At 71.5% G+C, this 14,257-nt stretch carries 15 protein-coding genes; 10 read left to right on the top strand and 5 right to left on the bottom strand.

Features of this window, described 5'->3' with window-relative positions:
* Nucleotides 1-141: 141 nt before the first annotated feature.
* The 6 genes from E0504_RS37935 to E0504_RS37910 all read left to right on the top strand — a co-directional run bounded on the left by E0504_RS37935 (nucleotide 142) and on the right by E0504_RS37910 (nucleotide 6,816).
* The gene (locus tag E0504_RS37935) at nucleotides 142-879 is read left to right on the top strand and encodes a metallophosphoesterase (protein WP_112106491.1); all 738 of its coding nucleotides are present in this window, start codon (nucleotides 142-144) and stop codon (nucleotides 877-879) included.
* Nucleotides 880-1,759: 880 nt separating this feature from the next.
* Nucleotides 1,760-2,896, top strand: coding sequence for a DegT/DnrJ/EryC1/StrS aminotransferase family protein (locus E0504_RS37930; protein WP_071059767.1), 1,137 nt, complete (start codon nucleotides 1,760-1,762; stop codon nucleotides 2,894-2,896).
* Nucleotides 2,893-3,984 (top strand): NAD(P)-dependent oxidoreductase, encoded by a 1,092-nt coding sequence (locus tag E0504_RS37925; protein ID WP_112106490.1) that lies wholly within the window; start codon nucleotides 2,893-2,895, stop codon nucleotides 3,982-3,984. Before E0504_RS37930 ends, E0504_RS37925 begins: the two co-directional genes overlap by 4 nt.
* Nucleotides 3,981-5,153, top strand: coding sequence for a glycosyl hydrolase (locus E0504_RS37920; protein ID WP_071059765.1), 1,173 nt, complete (start codon nucleotides 3,981-3,983; stop codon nucleotides 5,151-5,153). Before E0504_RS37925 ends, E0504_RS37920 begins: the two co-directional genes overlap by 4 nt.
* Before the next feature lie 172 nt (nucleotides 5,154-5,325).
* On the top strand, nucleotides 5,326-6,438 hold the full coding sequence (locus E0504_RS37915) for an EamA/RhaT family transporter (RefSeq protein WP_112106489.1): 1,113 nt from the start codon (nucleotides 5,326-5,328) through the stop codon (nucleotides 6,436-6,438).
* Between the two features lie 108 nt (nucleotides 6,439-6,546).
* Nucleotides 6,547-6,816, top strand: a complete 270-nt coding sequence (locus tag E0504_RS37910) for a hypothetical protein (RefSeq protein ID WP_020572301.1) — start codon at nucleotides 6,547-6,549, stop codon at nucleotides 6,814-6,816.
* A gap of 306 nt (nucleotides 6,817-7,122) precedes the next feature.
* Here the strand turns inward: E0504_RS37910 and E0504_RS37905 are convergent, their stop codons facing one another.
* The gene (locus E0504_RS37905) at nucleotides 7,123-8,058 is read right to left on the bottom strand and encodes an NUDIX domain-containing protein (protein ID WP_235014014.1); all 936 of its coding nucleotides are present in this window, start codon (nucleotides 8,056-8,058) and stop codon (nucleotides 7,123-7,125) included.
* A gap of 99 nt (nucleotides 8,059-8,157) precedes the next feature.
* On the opposite strand from E0504_RS37905, the gene E0504_RS37895 reads away from it, so the two are divergent.
* Both E0504_RS37895 and E0504_RS37890 read left to right on the top strand, forming a co-directional pair.
* On the top strand, nucleotides 8,158-9,222 hold the full coding sequence (locus E0504_RS37895; protein ID WP_071059762.1) for an SPFH domain-containing protein: 1,065 nt from the start codon (nucleotides 8,158-8,160) through the stop codon (nucleotides 9,220-9,222).
* Complete coding sequence (locus E0504_RS37890; RefSeq protein WP_112106488.1) at nucleotides 9,219-10,145, top strand: NAD(+)/NADH kinase; 927 nt, start codon at nucleotides 9,219-9,221, stop codon at nucleotides 10,143-10,145. Before E0504_RS37895 ends, E0504_RS37890 begins: the two co-directional genes overlap by 4 nt.
* Before the next feature lie 33 nt (nucleotides 10,146-10,178).
* Here the strand turns inward: E0504_RS37890 and E0504_RS50790 are convergent, their stop codons facing one another.
* The 3 genes from E0504_RS50790 to E0504_RS37880 form a co-directional block, all read right to left on the bottom strand.
* A complete protein-coding gene (locus E0504_RS50790) occupies nucleotides 10,179-10,337 on the bottom strand; it encodes a hypothetical protein (protein WP_018500571.1) in 159 nt (52 codons plus the stop codon).
* Nucleotides 10,338-10,851: 514 nt separating this feature from the next.
* Nucleotides 10,852-11,091 (bottom strand): DUF397 domain-containing protein, encoded by a 240-nt coding sequence (locus E0504_RS37885; RefSeq protein ID WP_071059760.1) that lies wholly within the window; start codon nucleotides 11,089-11,091, stop codon nucleotides 10,852-10,854.
* A complete protein-coding gene (locus E0504_RS37880) occupies nucleotides 11,088-11,951 on the bottom strand; it encodes a helix-turn-helix transcriptional regulator (protein ID WP_112106487.1) in 864 nt (287 codons plus the stop codon). The genes E0504_RS37885 and E0504_RS37880 overlap by 4 nt, the downstream gene beginning before the upstream one ends.
* Before the next feature lie 586 nt (nucleotides 11,952-12,537).
* Here E0504_RS37880 and E0504_RS37875 point away from each other — a divergent pair.
* Together E0504_RS37875 and E0504_RS37870 are read left to right on the top strand one after the other, a co-directional pair.
* Nucleotides 12,538-12,804: a hypothetical protein gene (locus E0504_RS37875; protein ID WP_243657800.1), complete on the top strand. Its 267-nt coding sequence runs from the start codon at nucleotides 12,538-12,540 to the stop codon at nucleotides 12,802-12,804.
* Nucleotides 12,805-12,922: 118 nt separating this feature from the next.
* Nucleotides 12,923-13,264, top strand: coding sequence for a hypothetical protein (locus E0504_RS37870; RefSeq protein ID WP_112106486.1), 342 nt, complete (start codon nucleotides 12,923-12,925; stop codon nucleotides 13,262-13,264).
* 50 nt (nucleotides 13,265-13,314) lie between these two features.
* Here E0504_RS37870 and E0504_RS37865 read toward each other — a convergent pair whose 3' ends face one another.
* On the bottom strand, nucleotides 13,315-14,172 hold the full coding sequence (locus E0504_RS37865; protein ID WP_235014013.1) for a phytanoyl-CoA dioxygenase family protein: 858 nt from the start codon (nucleotides 14,170-14,172) through the stop codon (nucleotides 13,315-13,317).
* Nucleotides 14,173-14,257 lie beyond the last annotated feature (85 nt).

Genomic DNA, 14,257 nt, shown 5'->3' with positions numbered 1-14,257 from the left:
CTCTTTTTGGTCCCTCGGCAGCCCTGGCCTGGTCCTGTGGTGACCCCTCCGGGTAGTCGGAGCTGTTCCTCTGTCCACTCGATGTGATCTTTCTGTTGATCGCGCCGTCCAGCCTCCCGCCTGCGGAGCAAGCTGGATGGCATGCGGTACGCGGTCATGGCCGACCTGCACGGAAAACGCAAGGCCCTGCGGCGGGTCCTCGCCGCCGCCGACGAGGTCGGTGTCGACGAGGTGGTCTGCCTGGGTGACTACCTGGAGGCCAAGGTGCCCATGCGCCGGCACGATCCAGGGCGGTTCTGGCCGCTCGACGAGGTCGTCGATCCCGACCCCAAGCTGTGGGCCGAGCTCGCCGACCTGCGGCGCATCCTGGGCAACCAGGAGGAACGGATCCGGGACCTGCTCGCTCCGGAGCAGGTGCCGGAGCTGCTGGCACCGCTGCTGTCCGGGGTGTCGATGACCCATGTGGACTGCGCGGTCGGGATGCACGGCCACCAGATCGGCTGGGATGTCGATCCGGGCTCGGGCTCGTTCGTCCCCCGCGCCCGCGACGTGCCGGCCGTCCCGCTGGTGCTGGTGGGGCACACCCACCACCGGGCCGTCTTCGAGATCCGCTGGAGCGCCGAGCCCGCGCCCGAGCCCGAGCGCGAACCCGAGTCCAGGGCCGAGAGCGGGCGGGCCGGGGAGCCGCGGTTCCCCGGCGCCGGGCGGTCCGGAGCGGTCCGGTCCGTCCCGGTGGTCTCCGGGGTGCCGGTGCCGGTACGCGTCGCGGGGCCCGATCCGGTCACCGTCGTGGTGAACGTGGGCCCGGCGATCGGGCGGCCCTCCAACTGGCTGTTCTTCGACGCGGATCGCGGCGAGGTCGTCTTCGAGGAGGCGTGAGCCCGCCGCCGGGCCACGGTTCGGGCCAGGGTTGGGACTTTAGTCCTGTCGCGTCTGCCATCTGGGGGTCGTAAAGTGAATGGAAGTCCCGGCGATCTCCGCACTCCTTGCGTTCCCCCCGTACGCAAGGAGCCGCGCGATCGCCGGGACTTCTTCTTCCCCCCGTGCCGAATGTCGGTGGCATGCCGATGGAACCTGTCGCCGGGCATTGTTCCGCATCCGCGTGCGCTGCCCCGGGTGTGGCCCGGAGCGCGCAGCCGATCTCATCCCCGCCGCGTCCCGCACCGGCCGTGAGCGCTCGGCCTCGTCGTGCTACCGGCCGTCTGTGGGCGTATGTCGGGCGGGTGGGTGGCAACTCGGCGTCTGCCAGCCGGATGCCTGTTAGGCAGATGTCCGGGCGGTGGGTGAGCGCCTGGGGGAGTTGTCGTGCCGTCGGATGCCCGACACCGATCGGGCCTACCCATTTGGTGATCCGCGTTCATCCTGGTGATGACAACACGAACCCGACTGATCCTGATGAGTAGCAATCGTCTGGCCTCGGTTGCGGTGTGTCGCGCAAACACTGTGCACGGTTACGTTGCGGTGGGGATCAGGTGAAGGAAAAAGGCGTGCGGTGATGTGTCGACGGGGTTGTCGCGGCATCGACGCGGCAGTAGCGGCCGACCCCCTGTCGGGGGTCTGTAGCCTGCCAACGGCAGGGTCCGGTGCAAATCAACGCGATCTGGGCGGACCGGACCTTTGGTTTCGACCAGTTCGGATGGTCAGGTTTCGCGATGTTGCGAGCCGGTCCGGGGGCGAGCCGGTAGCGTTCGAAGCTGCTCGCGCTGCGTGCGCGACTGACTACAGCTAATAGGCTCGTTGACCTAGGGGGGTTGAACTGGTGCAGGTCCCCGCGGCGCGCATCGTGTTCTCGCCAGAAGACCGCGCAGAGGTCGCGTCGTTCGCGGCCGAGGTCCTCTCGACCGGTGCCCTGACTCTCGGTGCGCACACCCAGGAATTCGAGGCGGCGTTCGCGGCCATGCACGGCGCGCGCCACGCCGTCGCCGTGAACAGCGGAACGGCCGCCCTCGAGATCATCCTAAGAAGCATCGGCGTGGGCGGATTCGATGTCGTCGTGCCCACGAACACCTTTGCTGCCACCGCGTTCGCGGTTCTCCGTGCCGGCGGCACACCGGTCTTCGCCGATGTGAACGCAGACACCTTCGCGCTCAGCCCGGAGACTGTCGCCGCAGCCGTCACGCCGCGGACGAAAGCCGTCGTCGTCGTGCATATCGGCGGCATGATTCCGCCGGACATCGACGAGCTGTGTGGCCTCCTCGACGAGCGGGGCATCGTGCTCGTCGAGGACGCGGCCCACGCGCACGGATCAAGTCTCGCCGGCCGGCACGCCGGTTCCTTCGGGGTGGCGGGGTCGTTCTCCTTCTACCCGACCAAGCTGATCACGTGCGGTGAGGGTGGAATGGTCGTCACATCCGACGACCGGCTGCGCGACGAAGCCCTCCTCTATCGTGACCAGGGCAAGGCGGGATTCCTCGGCAACATTCACATCCGCGAGGGGTACGCCTGGCGGATGAGTGAGGTGCACGCCGCAACCGGCCGCGTCCACCTGCGTCACCTCGACGACTTCCTGGCCCGCCGCCGCCGGGTCGCGGCCCGTTACGACCAGGCGATCGACGAACTGGGCGTGGAACGGCCGCAGGCGGTCGAGGGCGGCGTCACCAACTACTACAAGTACCCGGTTCTTCTTTCCCGGGGCGTCGACCGGACGCAGGTGAAGAAGGAGATCCGGGAGGGACACGGTGTCTCCATGGCGGGTGAGGTGTACGAAGCCCCGCTGCACCAGCAGCCGGTGTTCGAGCGGTATGCGCAGGTCCAGCTGCCGGTGGCCGAGGACATCTGCGCGCGGCACGTCTGCCTGCCACTGCATTCCGACATGACCGACGCCGAGGCCGAACATGTCATCTCGGCATTCCGTGCCGTCGTCCACGGAATGGAACTGGACGGTGCCCGGCGATGAAGATAGCCGTCACGGGAGGATCCGGATTCATCGGCGGTCACGTCGTCGACCGCCTGCTCGACGCCGGCCACGAGGTGCTGTCGCTTGACCTGAGCACCTGCAGGCGGCCCGACCCGCGTGCCGCCTACCGCGAGATCGACGTTCTCGAGCTCGAGGCGCTCGTCGACGCGTTCACGGGCGTGGACGTCGTCTTTCACATCGCCGGAATGTCGAACGTCGACTTCGCCTTCGCCGACCCGGTGCGCACGGTGCGCCTCAACGTGGAGGGAACCGGCAAGGTGTGCGAGGCGGCCCGGCGCACCGGCGTGCGCCGCGTCGTGTTCGCGAGCACCGTCTGGGTCTACGGCGCCGTGGCCGACGCGCCCGCGCAACCGACCGAGCAACCGCCCGCTCAGCCGCCCGCGCAACCGACCGAGCAGCCGTCCGGGCTCGCGGCGGGCAGCGTCCCCGCTCCGGCCGGGCACGGTGACCATCCGCGGCCCGCGCCGCTCACCGAGGACGCCGAGATCGTGCTCGCGCGAGCCGGGCACGTGTACACCTCGACCAAACTCGCGGCCGAGCTGCTCCTGCACAGCTACCAGCAGACCTACGGGCTCCCGTTCACGATCCTGCGGTACGGCATCCCCTACGGCCCCGGCATGCGTGACGAGCTGGTGCTGGCCAGGTTCGTCCACAACGCCGTGCACGGCCGGCCGCTGACCGTCGCCGGCGACGGCCTGCAGTTCCGCAACTACGTCTACGTCCGTGATCTGGCCGACGCGCACGTGCTCGCGCTCGCCGACTCCGCGGCGAACACCACCCTCGCTCTGGAGGGCAACGAGCCGGTGAGCGTGCTGGAGATGGCCCAGGCCGTCCAGCGGCACTTCCCCGGGACGGAGATTGAGCACATGCCAGCCCGGCCGGGGGACTTCCGCGGCCGGGAGATCTCCGCGCAGCGGGCCGCCGGCCTTCTCGGCTGGCGCCCGACGACGCCGTTCCTGGAGGGCGTCCGGCAGTACATCGAGTGGTATCAGGCGAACCGGCAGCCACCCGCGGTGACTGCGCCGTCGATCGGGGATCTCGGCGTCTCCGCAACCTCATCGGAATGAGCGTGTCGAAGATGGACGGGATCGAGGGGATCATGGACGACGTCACGGCGGAGAGCGAGCCCGGGTCTCGGCGCGGGAACGTGCTGCTGCTCTCCGGCTCCCTCGGAATGGGCCACGACGTGATGGCCGAGGCCTGCGCGACGTCGCTGGAGCGCCGCGGGTTCCACACCCGCACCGCGGACTGCCTGCGCATGACGGACGGCCGCAACGGCACGCTCGGGCAGAACGCCTTCCGTGGGCTGATCGCCGTCCCGGGGGTGTACGACGCGCTGCACTTCTCGCAGCTACGCACGGGCGGGCGGGTGGCGCGGGCCATCGAGCGGACGTCCAGCCACTTTCTCGTGCCGCGGCTGCGCGAGGACATCCGGGCCGAGCCGGCCGACCTGGTGATCTCCATCTTCGCCTCCGCCGCGGCGGCGGTCAGCCGGCTGAAGTCGGAGTTTCCGGGGATGACCACGGCCGTGTTCTCCTCGGACTGCTGCGTGCACCGCATCTGGGTGCAGGACAACACCGACCTGTTCCTGGTGACGTCCCAGACCGCGGCCCGCTACGTGCGCCGGTTCGCCCCGCAGGCCCGGGTCGCCGTGGTGCCGACCCCGGTGCGGACGCCGTTCTACGACCCGCCGACCCAGGAGGAGGCCCGGGGCAATCTCGGCATCCCGCTGGAGAGCCGGTGCGTGCTGCTGATGTCCGGATCGTGGGGCCTCGGCCCGTTGGTCGAGGCCGCCGAGGCGCTCGCCGCGGCCGGGGTGTGGGTGCTCGCCGTCGCCGGCCGCAACGAGAAGCTGGCCGCGCGGCTGTCCGCCCTCGCGCAGCGCGACCACCGGGTGATCCCGTTCGGATTCACCAACCGGATTCCCGAGCTCATGGCCGCAAGTAACCTGGTGGTGACCTCGTCGGGGGACACGTGCAGCGAGGCTCGCGTGATCGGGCGCGACCTGCTGTTGATGGACGTCGTCCCCGGCCACGGGCGGGACAACCTGCAGAAGGAGCTCGACCGCGGCCATGCCGAGGTGACCAGTACGGACTCGCTGTCCCTGACCCGGTCGGCCCTGGCCTGTCTGGACCGGGTCAAGCCGCCCTCGCAGCGGGTCGCCGTCAGCCCACAGGCCTGGGAGCAGGCATTCGGTGCGGCGCTGGCCCAGATCGGACTGGGCGTCCACTGGTGATGCCGCGCGCGCGGGTGGGCCAGGTGCCATGAAAGTCAATACGTCATGAGATGTGCTGGGGGAGCCGTCGCGTTGTGGGAGATGATGCCGCCGGGGTCGCCGCCGTTGGGGCGGCGCACCCTGGCTCGGCCGCCCGTGTCGGCGGATGGGACGCTGCGATGGTGAGCCGCGCATGAACACGGCGCTCGTAATCGGGCTGCCCACGACCATTGTCTCGGCGGCCCTGTACGGGGTCGCGCCGCTGCTACAGGCGATGGCCGCCCGGAGGGAGGAAGCCGGTACCGGCCTCGGGCTCGGCCTGCTGGCCCGGCTGGCCACCCGGCCGTTGTGGCTGATCGGCCTGGGGGTTGAGGCCGGCTCGTTCCTGCTGGAGGTCTACGCCCTGTCGGTGGCGCCGGTCGCGCTCGTCGCGCCGGTGATGGCCCTCGACATGATCGTGTTCACCCTGCTCGCGCGCCGGGCGCTGGGTGAACAGATCAGCCGGGTCGGCTGGAGCGGCGTGGGCCTGATGGTGGCCGGCGTCGGGCTGCTCGCCTACGCCTTCCACCGCAACGCGGAGGTCGGCAGCCCGGCGGGCAACGGCGTCCTGCTCGCCTTCCTGGTGCTCGGGCTGATCTTCTCGCTGCTGTGCGCGTTCGGCGCGAACCTGGCCGCGGCGAAACGGCAGGTCGCCGGGGCCGCGCTGGGGTTCGGGCTGGCCGCCGGGGTCAGCTATGCCATCGCGACCCTGGCCACCCGCCAGATCGGGCTCGCGGTGCACGAACGCCGCAACAGCGACTCGACGCTCATCGACCTGCTGTCCACGCCGACGCCCTACGTCCTCATCCTGTTCTCCGTGCTGGCCCTCGGGCTGGAGCAGCGCGGCCTGCAGGGCCGGGCCGCGGTCATCGCCTTCCCCGTCACCAGCGGGGTCTCGGCGTTCCTCCCGGTGACCCTGGGGCTGACCCTGTTCGACGAGCCGGCGCCGGACGGCCCGCGCCTGCTCGCCTTCGTCGTCTCGCTGGTGATGGTCGCCGCCGGCATCGGCGCGCTCGGCCGCGACCGGATGGCCGCCAACCGGTCGGTCGAGGACGAGCCGGTCGTCGATCCCCGAGCCGGTTACGACCCCGCCGACGAGGACGGCTATCGTCCCCTCGACGGTGCCACCGACCAGGATGACTGGGCTGTTCCCGGGACGGGAGCCGGCTACGACGGCGGCGGAACCGCCCCGGGCGGCGCGCCCGCGCACGGGTCGGCCGACAGGTTCGGCGTGGTCATGGACCCATTGCGGAGTGCGCAGAGCTGAGTCAGGATGGGGCTCATGGGCGAAATGTCCCGTGGGCCCGTGGGTCGGTGAGGGCATCGCGGCAGGCGTTCGAGGTGCGGCCCCGCTCGGCCGGGATTGGTGGATCGCGTGTACGCGGACGATTCGGGGTTCGACGATGCGGCGGGATACCAGGATCCGGGGTACCGGGTCGTCTCGGTCAATCTGCCGAGCGATCTCCTGGAGGTCGTGCTGCGCCGGGTCGGCCCGAACGGCCTGTCCGCCTACGTGACCCAGGCGCTGTGGCGCCAGGAGCCGCGCGCATCACTGATTGACTTCCACCGCTGGACGGCGGCCCTCAGTCGCGCGGCGCTCGACCAGGACGTGTCCCGCGCGGCGGAACCGCCCGCCCTGCACTGAGCCCGCTGCGGTTCCTGGGCCTTCCGGTGCACGTCGCTGTTGCCGGCGCCGGCTCGTGGCCGGGGCTGCTGGTGCGCCTCACTCGGATGGACGGCCGGGCGCCCGGGCGATCGGGGGGTGAACCCGGGCGGCCGGCCACAACGACTGTCTCACGCTCGGCACGCGATGCGTTACTAACGGTTTCTTGAAGTGTGCATCGCGTGAGCGAGTCCACAGGTACGACCGCATTGGCGCTGCCTGTTCCGTCTCGGTGCTCCTGAGCCGTTCCGGGGCGTTGGTCCCGGGCGACACACGGTGCTGGGCGGGTCAGCGGTCTCCGGGTTCCGGCCGCAGCATCGCCGGATGCAGCAGGCGGGCGTCCCCGCGGGTGAAGAGCTCGGCCGGACGGCCGCCGTCCCGCGTTGTGGTCCGTCCGGTCGGGACGAGGAAGCCCGCCGTGCGGGTGACCTTACGGTGGAAGTTGCGAGGGTCCAGCCGGGTTCCCCAGACGATCTCGTAGATCCGCCGAAGCTGCGCGACGGTGAACTCTGGCGGGCAGAACGCCGTCGCCACCGGGCTGTACTCGATCTTTGAACGGGCACGTTCGACCCCGTCAGCCAGGATCCTGGCGTGATCGAAGGCCAGCCCGGTCATCCCGCCGACCGCGCGGCCGTCCCCGCCCGCGCCGCCGTCCGCGCTCCCCGCGCCTTCGCCTGTGCCGCCGTCCGTACCGTTTGCGCCCGAGTCGCCGTCCGAGCCGGCTCGCAGGATGTCGGTGACCGCCCACCACCGGCTGGCCGCCGCGTCGGTGCCGGCGACGGGAACCGGAAGGTCAGGCGCGAGCGCCAGGTACGCGACCGTGGCCACCCGCCCGCGCGGGTCGCGGTCCAGGTCCGCATAGGTCGCGAGCTGTTCGAGATGGCCGGTGGAGCGCGCCAGGCCGGTCTCCTCCCGTAGCTCGCGGACGGCGGCCGCGTCGAGATCCTCGTCGGGCCGGACGAACCCGCCGGGCAGAGCCCATCGCCCCGCGAACGGCTCGATCCCGCGCCGCACCAGAAGGACACAGAGAGTGTCATCGCGCACGGTGAGCACCACGAGATCCACGGCCAGCGGAACGGGGACGATCTCGGCCGGGAGGATCTCGGCCGGACCAGGCGCGGCGCCGGAGTCGAGCGTGGCGCCGGACTCGGACGGGGTGCCGGAGCCGGGCGTGGGGCGGGAGCCGGGCGCGGTGCGGGAGCCGGCGGCGGGCGGCGTGGTCATGGCGGCGATGGTATCTCGTCAGGTTGACGAAAAGGGGGGTAGGGCTCTACAGTCCCTCTTATCGTCAGTTCGACGATAAGAGTGTGAGGAGGTTCGGCGATGGCCGATATCAGCCGTGTTCTGTTCCTGCGCCACCTGCGTGGCACCCCGACGGCGTACATCCGCCACCAGCGGGGCACCGCCGTCGCCCACGAGGGCGTCGGCCTGGTGTTCTGGTACCGGCCGCGGACGGCCGTGATCAGCGAGGTCCCGGTGGACGACCGGGAGCTTCCGGTCGTCTTCCACGCCCGGACCGCGGACTTCGCCGACGTCGCCGTCCAGTCGACGGTCACCTTCCGCATCGCCGACCCGGCGCTCGCCGCGAGCCGTCTCGACTTCGGCATCGACCCCGAGCTGGGGAGCTGGCGCGAGGACCCGCTCGCCCGGCTCGCCGAGATGATCACGGAGACCGCCCAGCAGTACGCCGCCGACCAGCTCGTCCGCATGCCGCTCACCGACGCCCTGGTGGACGGCGTCGCGGCGGTCCGCCAGCGCGTCGGCCAGGGCCTCGGCGGCGACGCCCGTCTCGCCCAGACCGGGATCGCGCTCGTCGGTGTCCGGGTCGTCGCCATCCGGCCGGTGCCGGAGGTGGAGAAGGCACTGGGCACCCCTACCAGGGAAAAGATCCAGACTGAGGCCGACCGCGCCACCTACAGCCGCCGCGCGCTGGCGGTCGAGCAGGAGCGCCGGATCGGCGAGAACGAGCTGCAGAGCAAAATCGAGCTGGCCCGCCGCGGGGAACAGCTCGTCGTCCAGGAAGGCGCCAACGAGCAACGCCGGATGACCGAGCAGGCGGCGGCGGCGCGGATCAGCGCCACCGCGCAGGCCGAGCGGGCCGAGACCGCGGCCCGCGCCGAGGCCGAGCGGGTGCGGCTGGAGGCCGCCGCCCGTGCCGACGCGGTCCGCCTGGTCGGCGCGGCCGAGGCCGACGCCGAGGCCGCCCGGGTCGGCGCGCTGGCCGGCATGGACACGGCGACGCTGGTCGCCCTCGCCGTGCGCGACCTGGCCGACCACCTGCCGGACATCGGTGCCCTCACCATCACGCCGGACGTCCTCACCGAGGCGTTCGCCCGCTTCGCCCGGCCCGGCCTGACGGCCGCCGTCCCGGCCGGCGGCGAGCGGTGAGCCTCGCCCCGCGCGCGGTGATCGTCCACCGGCGCACCGAGTACACCGAGCTGCTGGAGCACCACGGCACCCGTGGCCAGGCGGAGTTCTTCCTGCGGTCGCGGGGCCGGGACATGGCCGAGGTGGAGGCCCGGCACGCCGCCCAGACGGCGGCGCGGCGCCAGGTGGCCGCCGCGGTGCCGCCGAGCTGGCGGCGCGGCGAGGTGGAGCGCGCCGACCTCGACCGCTTCCTGTTCGACCCCGAGGATGTGATCATCTGTGTCGGCCAGGACGGCCTCGTCGCCAACGTCGCCAAGTACGTCGACGACCAGCCCGTCGTGGGCATCGACGCCGATCCCTCGCGCAACCCCGGCGTGCTCGTCCGGCACCAGCCGGGCGAGACCGGGCGCCTGCTGGCCGTCGCCGAAGCGCTCCGGCGCGCGGGCGGCGCGGGCGGCGCCGGCGGCCCGTTGCGCCACCTCACCATGGTCGAGGCACGCTCCGACGACGGACAGGTCGTGCGTGCCCTGAACGAGGTCTACATCGGGGACCCCGGCCACCAGACGGCCCGTTACCTCCTGCGCGCGCCCGGGTACGACGGAGTCACGACAGAGCGGCAGGCATCGTCCGGCCTGATCGTCAGCACCGGCACGGGCAGCACCGGGTGGTGCCGGTCCGTCTGGCGCGAGCGGTACAGTGCCCTGGACCTGCCGGCCGGCGAGGCGCCCGCCCTGATCTGGTTCACCCGTGAGGCGTGGCCGTCCCCGACCACGGGGACGGCCTGCACCGAGGGGCTCCTTGTCGGAGCGGTCCGGCTCGAGTTGCTGGTCGAATCCGAGCGTCTGGTCGTCTTCGGTGACGGCATCGAGACCGACTCGGTGGCTCTCACCTGGGGCCAACGCCTCACGATCGGCATGGCGGACCGGCGGCTGAACCTCATCTGACGCACGGTCCCTGACCTGCGGTCTGACGTGCGGTCAGTGCCCGAAGCGCTCGATCGCCTTGCTGACCCGGGAGTTCGCCTGCGCGAAGCTGACCTTCCCGTCCACATACGCGGCGAGCGCGGCGCGGCGGACCCGCTCCGCACGCGGATCGCTCAGCGGGGTGTTCAGCAGGTTGGTCGTGGCGGTGGCCACGGCGATCACCTCCCGGTACCAGGGGAACAGGTGGAGTACTACGGGCGAATCCAAAGGAACGGACTGGGCCGAGCGGGCTGGGCTGTTGAGTGGACTGAGCAGTAGAGCGGGTTGAACTGTTGAGCGGACTGGGCTGTAGCGGACCGAGCGGACCGAGCGGAGCAGTTGGATCGGGCTCGACGCGACCGTCGGTGCTGGTCGGAAGTGCGGTGTGCGATGGGCAGGCGGCCCGGTCACGGAGCCGGCGTGGGGTGACCGCCCGGCAGATCGTGCCGGGTCAGGCCGGGGCGGGTACCCGCTCGATGGCAATCACGACGTCGCTCCTCCGTGACGGGACGGGCACCGTGCGCCCGCGCTCGGCCTCAGCGGGCATCGCACGATCGACACGACCGTGACGTTGGAACAACGCGGCCCGCACGAACATCTACAGAGTGCGCGACGTGAGCCGGTTACGCAAGAGCCGAAGAACGGCTGGTCAGCGGCTTGACACCCGCCGGCTGTCCGGATCCGCCGGTCAGCGGCGGGCGCGCGGGCGGTCGAACTCGCCGTCGTGGACCCCGGCGAGGAAGGCCTCCCACTCCGCGCTGCTGAAGGCCAGAACCGGGCCGAGCGGGTCGGCGGAGTCGCGGACCGCCACACCGCCGTCGACGTCGGCCACCTCGACGCACATGCCGCCCTCCCCGCCGCTGTGACTGCTCTTGCGCCACGGGAGCGCGGCCGGGTCGGTGACCGCCGGTTTCCTGGATGTCCTCATCGAAGCTCCTCCGAAACAGCGGAAATCAACGCCACGGAGTCCGCCGGGCCAAGAGCGGACGCCATCAGGTGATCCAACCTGACTCTATAGCGGCGAATTTCTGACGGACGTTCCAGGTAGAGGCTTCCGGCGCCTTTTTCTATGTAGACCACATCGTGATCCGTCTCGTCCGCGAATCCCAGAACGGAGAATGTGCTGCCCATACCGGCATGTGCCCCGGCTGCGAAGGGAAGCACCTGAACGGTGACATTCGGTAGTTCGGATGTCTTCGCGACCCACTCGAGCTGGGCGCGCATCGCCGCCGCGCCGCCGACCGGGCGGCGTAGGACCGCCTCGTCGAGGATCACCCAGAGTCGGGGCGGGCTGTCGCCGCGCAGCCGCGACTGCCGGTCGAGCCGCAGCGCCACCCGGCGCTCGATCTCGTCGTCGGGCGCCTCCGGGTTGCTCGCGCGCATCACCGCCCGCGCGTAGTCCGCGGTCTGCAGCAGGCCGTGGACGAGCTGCGGCTCGTACACGCTGATCGAGGAAGCGTCGGCCTCGAGGCCGATGTAGACCTCGAACCAGGCCGGGACCACGTCCTGGTAGGCCTGCCACCAACCGTGCCGCCGCGACTCGCGGGCCAGGCCGAGCAGCGCCTCGCGGTGGTCGGCGTCAGTCACCCCGTACAGCCGGAGCAGGTCCGCCACATCCCTCGTGCGCACCGGGATCCGCCCGTTCTCCAACCTGCTCACCTTCGACGCCGAGCAGCGCAGCACCTCGCGGACCTGCTCGACGTCCACACCCGCGGCCTCGCGCAGGCGGCGGAGCTCGGCGCCGAGCCGCCGGCGCCGCACCGTGGGACCGCTGTTCCTCGCCGTCACCCGTCCTCCCGGTCACCGGAACCGTTGTGGAGCATTCCGTTACGCATCCACAATCTGATCACATAGATAGTGCGCAATCTGTAGTGAAACCAACACACAAGGGCTTGCATATGCGTGGTGCAAGCTCCATGCTGCAGAAGCGGTGCTCACCTTGAGTGGCGAAATCGAGCCCCTGGGTGAGATGTTGTCGACGATGGGGCCTACCGGGGGAGCGTCGGTGCTGGTCGGGACGGGATGGATGGCCGTGAGCCGGTGCCGCCCGCCCTGCCACGGCGGGTCGGCCGCCCACATCAGGTTGGGCTGCGCCATCGGGTCGGCCTGCCACGTCGGCATGGTCTCTCCGTCGATCCGTGCGGTCGGCCCGGTGACCGTGCCCGCCGCCCGTCAGGCCGCTGCCCGCCGTGCCGCCCGTCAGGCTGCCGTGCGCCGTGCCGCCCGTCGGCCGGCGATGGTCTCGGCCATGCCGTGTCCGGTGACAGCCCCAGCCGCCGGCCGGTTCGTGACCGACATCCGTCCGGAGCGCCTTCGCGGGGGCGGGTGCCGCGCCCGCGCGGCCGCCCCGCCAGAACTGGGAACTGGAGTCCCGATGAATCGTTACTCACGCAGCAGGGGTCATTGCGGCAGGCGCGTCCGGCCGGCCACGATGCGGTTGGGGGAGGCTGACGACCCCGACTCCTCCTCGATGTTCGGCGTGATCCTCTTCGCGGCCGGTCCGCGTCGGGCGCGCCGGATCGTCCTCGCCTTCGACTCCGCGTCCGACGCCGATGCGTACGCGGTCGAGAACCATTATGTCGACTACCTGGTCGCGCCGCTGTCCTTCCTGTCGCCGGCGGGTATCCGCCGGGTCCGGTGAAGCGCGGCGAGACCCACCAGCTGGCGAGACCCACCGACCGGCGAGACCTTCCGACCGGCGAGACAACCCGACCGCCGAAAAGACCCGGCCGGCCGGTGAGAAGAGAGGCGGGACGACGATGACCCGGCGATTTCTTGTGTTCGACGGCGACGGTGAGCTCGTGGGCACGTTCGCGGAGTGGGAGGACGCGCATTCCTGGGCGCACCTACGATCAGCCGAACCCGCGAATACCGGCCCCGTACAGGTGGAGGACCGCGCCGAGCGCCGCACCTGGACGGTGAGCGGCGAGCAGTGCCGACTCACCGTCTGGCGGCGCCAGGTCGAGTACGGCTACTGCGCACCGCCGCCGCCGGTGCCGCTCCCCGTCCCGTCCGCCTTCGTCGCTCCGTCGGCGCCGCCGCCGGGAACGGTGAGCCCGCGCCCGCGGAACAGGCTCCGCCGCCAGGTCAAAGCCTCCTGAGCGCAGGCTGTCAGAGCCGGCCCGCAACCGCCGCAACCGCCTCGGCCGGCTCAGCCGGAGGCCGCCGGGTCGTCGCCTCCCAGCCCGCGGTGGATCGCCTGCTCCACCGGAGAGCGGGGGAGATCCGTGTCGCCGAGGAGCGGCGGGCCGTCGGGCTCGAGCGGCGGCTGGGCGAGGAACCGGGGAGTCGACCCCCGGTGCACCTGCGCGGCGTGGATCAGGAACGGGTGGCAGAGGTAGACGTCCCCGGCCTGCCCGGTGGCCAGCGCGGTCGGACGGTCCGCGGCGTCGAGCCGGCCGGCCGCGTCCATCGTCCGGCACAGGCTCAGGACGTCCGTCCCGCGCCCACCGAGCGGCTCGAGGAACCGCGGGACGTCCAGATGCGAACCGACCTTGATCCTGGTCGGGGCATCGGCCGGGCCGACGTCGGAGAACAGGAAGAGCATCAGCAGGGCACGGCCGCGTGAGGCCACATTGAGCCACGGCCAGGGCGCTGTCGCCGCGGCCTGCGCCGGGTCGTCCGCGGCGTAGCTGCCATCCATGTGCCAGCCTGTGTCGCCCGGGTCGTCGGGGTGCGGGAAACGAATCGGGAAAGTGCCCAGCCCGACCCGGGGCAGCCAGCGCCCGGGGCCTACGAGCTGGTCGAACGCGGCACTCAGCCGCGGCGAGGACGCGGCGGCGCGGAACGGCTCGTCGGCGCGCCCGCCCACGCGGACGACAGGGTGCGTCCAGGTCGCGCTGTCCGCGGGATCGGCGTCGATCGTCTCCCAGAGAATCGCCCGGCCCGCGTCGGCGACCGCGCGGCTGAACGCCCCAGCCACCCGCACGAATCCGTCCGCGACGAACCTCTCGATCTCCTCGCCGGTAAGCATGGGACGGGACGACTCGGCCGTGAATCCGGACGTCATGGGCCGCGACCACCTCCGGTGAACGAGTCTGCCCGCGACCGGCAGCCGCCCGCCACGCATTTTTCGCCGCTCACCTCGGCGCGTC

Source organism: Parafrankia sp. BMG5.11 (assembly GCF_004337455.1).
The sequence above is the reverse complement of the archived record's forward strand: the minus strand, read 5'-3'. Positions and strand labels throughout refer to the sequence as shown.

Bases quoted from the DNA above. Each gene is read 5' to 3' on its own strand.
- E0504_RS37935 (WP_112106491.1), top strand. From the start codon at position 142: ATGCGGTACGCGGTCATGGCCGACCTGCACGGAAAACGCAAGGCCCTG.
- E0504_RS37925 (WP_112106490.1), top strand. From the start codon at position 2,893: ATGAAGATAGCCGTCACGGGAGGATCCGGATTCATCGGCGGTCACGTC.
- E0504_RS37920 (WP_071059765.1), top strand. From the start codon at position 3,981: ATGAGCGTGTCGAAGATGGACGGGATCGAGGGGATCATGGACGACGTC.
- E0504_RS37915 (WP_112106489.1), top strand. From the start codon at position 5,326: ATGAACACGGCGCTCGTAATCGGGCTGCCCACGACCATTGTCTCGGCG.
- E0504_RS37905 (WP_235014014.1), bottom strand. From the start codon at position 8,058: ATGACCACGCCGCCCGCCGCCGGCTCCCGCACCGCGCCCGGCTCCCGC.
- E0504_RS37895 (WP_071059762.1), top strand. From the start codon at position 8,158: ATGGCCGATATCAGCCGTGTTCTGTTCCTGCGCCACCTGCGTGGCACC.
- E0504_RS37885 (WP_071059760.1), bottom strand. From the start codon at position 11,091: ATGAGGACATCCAGGAAACCGGCGGTCACCGACCCGGCCGCGCTCCCG.
- E0504_RS37875 (WP_243657800.1), top strand. From the start codon at position 12,538: ATGAATCGTTACTCACGCAGCAGGGGTCATTGCGGCAGGCGCGTCCGG.
- E0504_RS37870 (WP_112106486.1), top strand. From the start codon at position 12,923: ATGACCCGGCGATTTCTTGTGTTCGACGGCGACGGTGAGCTCGTGGGC.
- E0504_RS37865 (WP_235014013.1), bottom strand. From the start codon at position 14,172: ATGACGTCCGGATTCACGGCCGAGTCGTCCCGTCCCATGCTTACCGGC.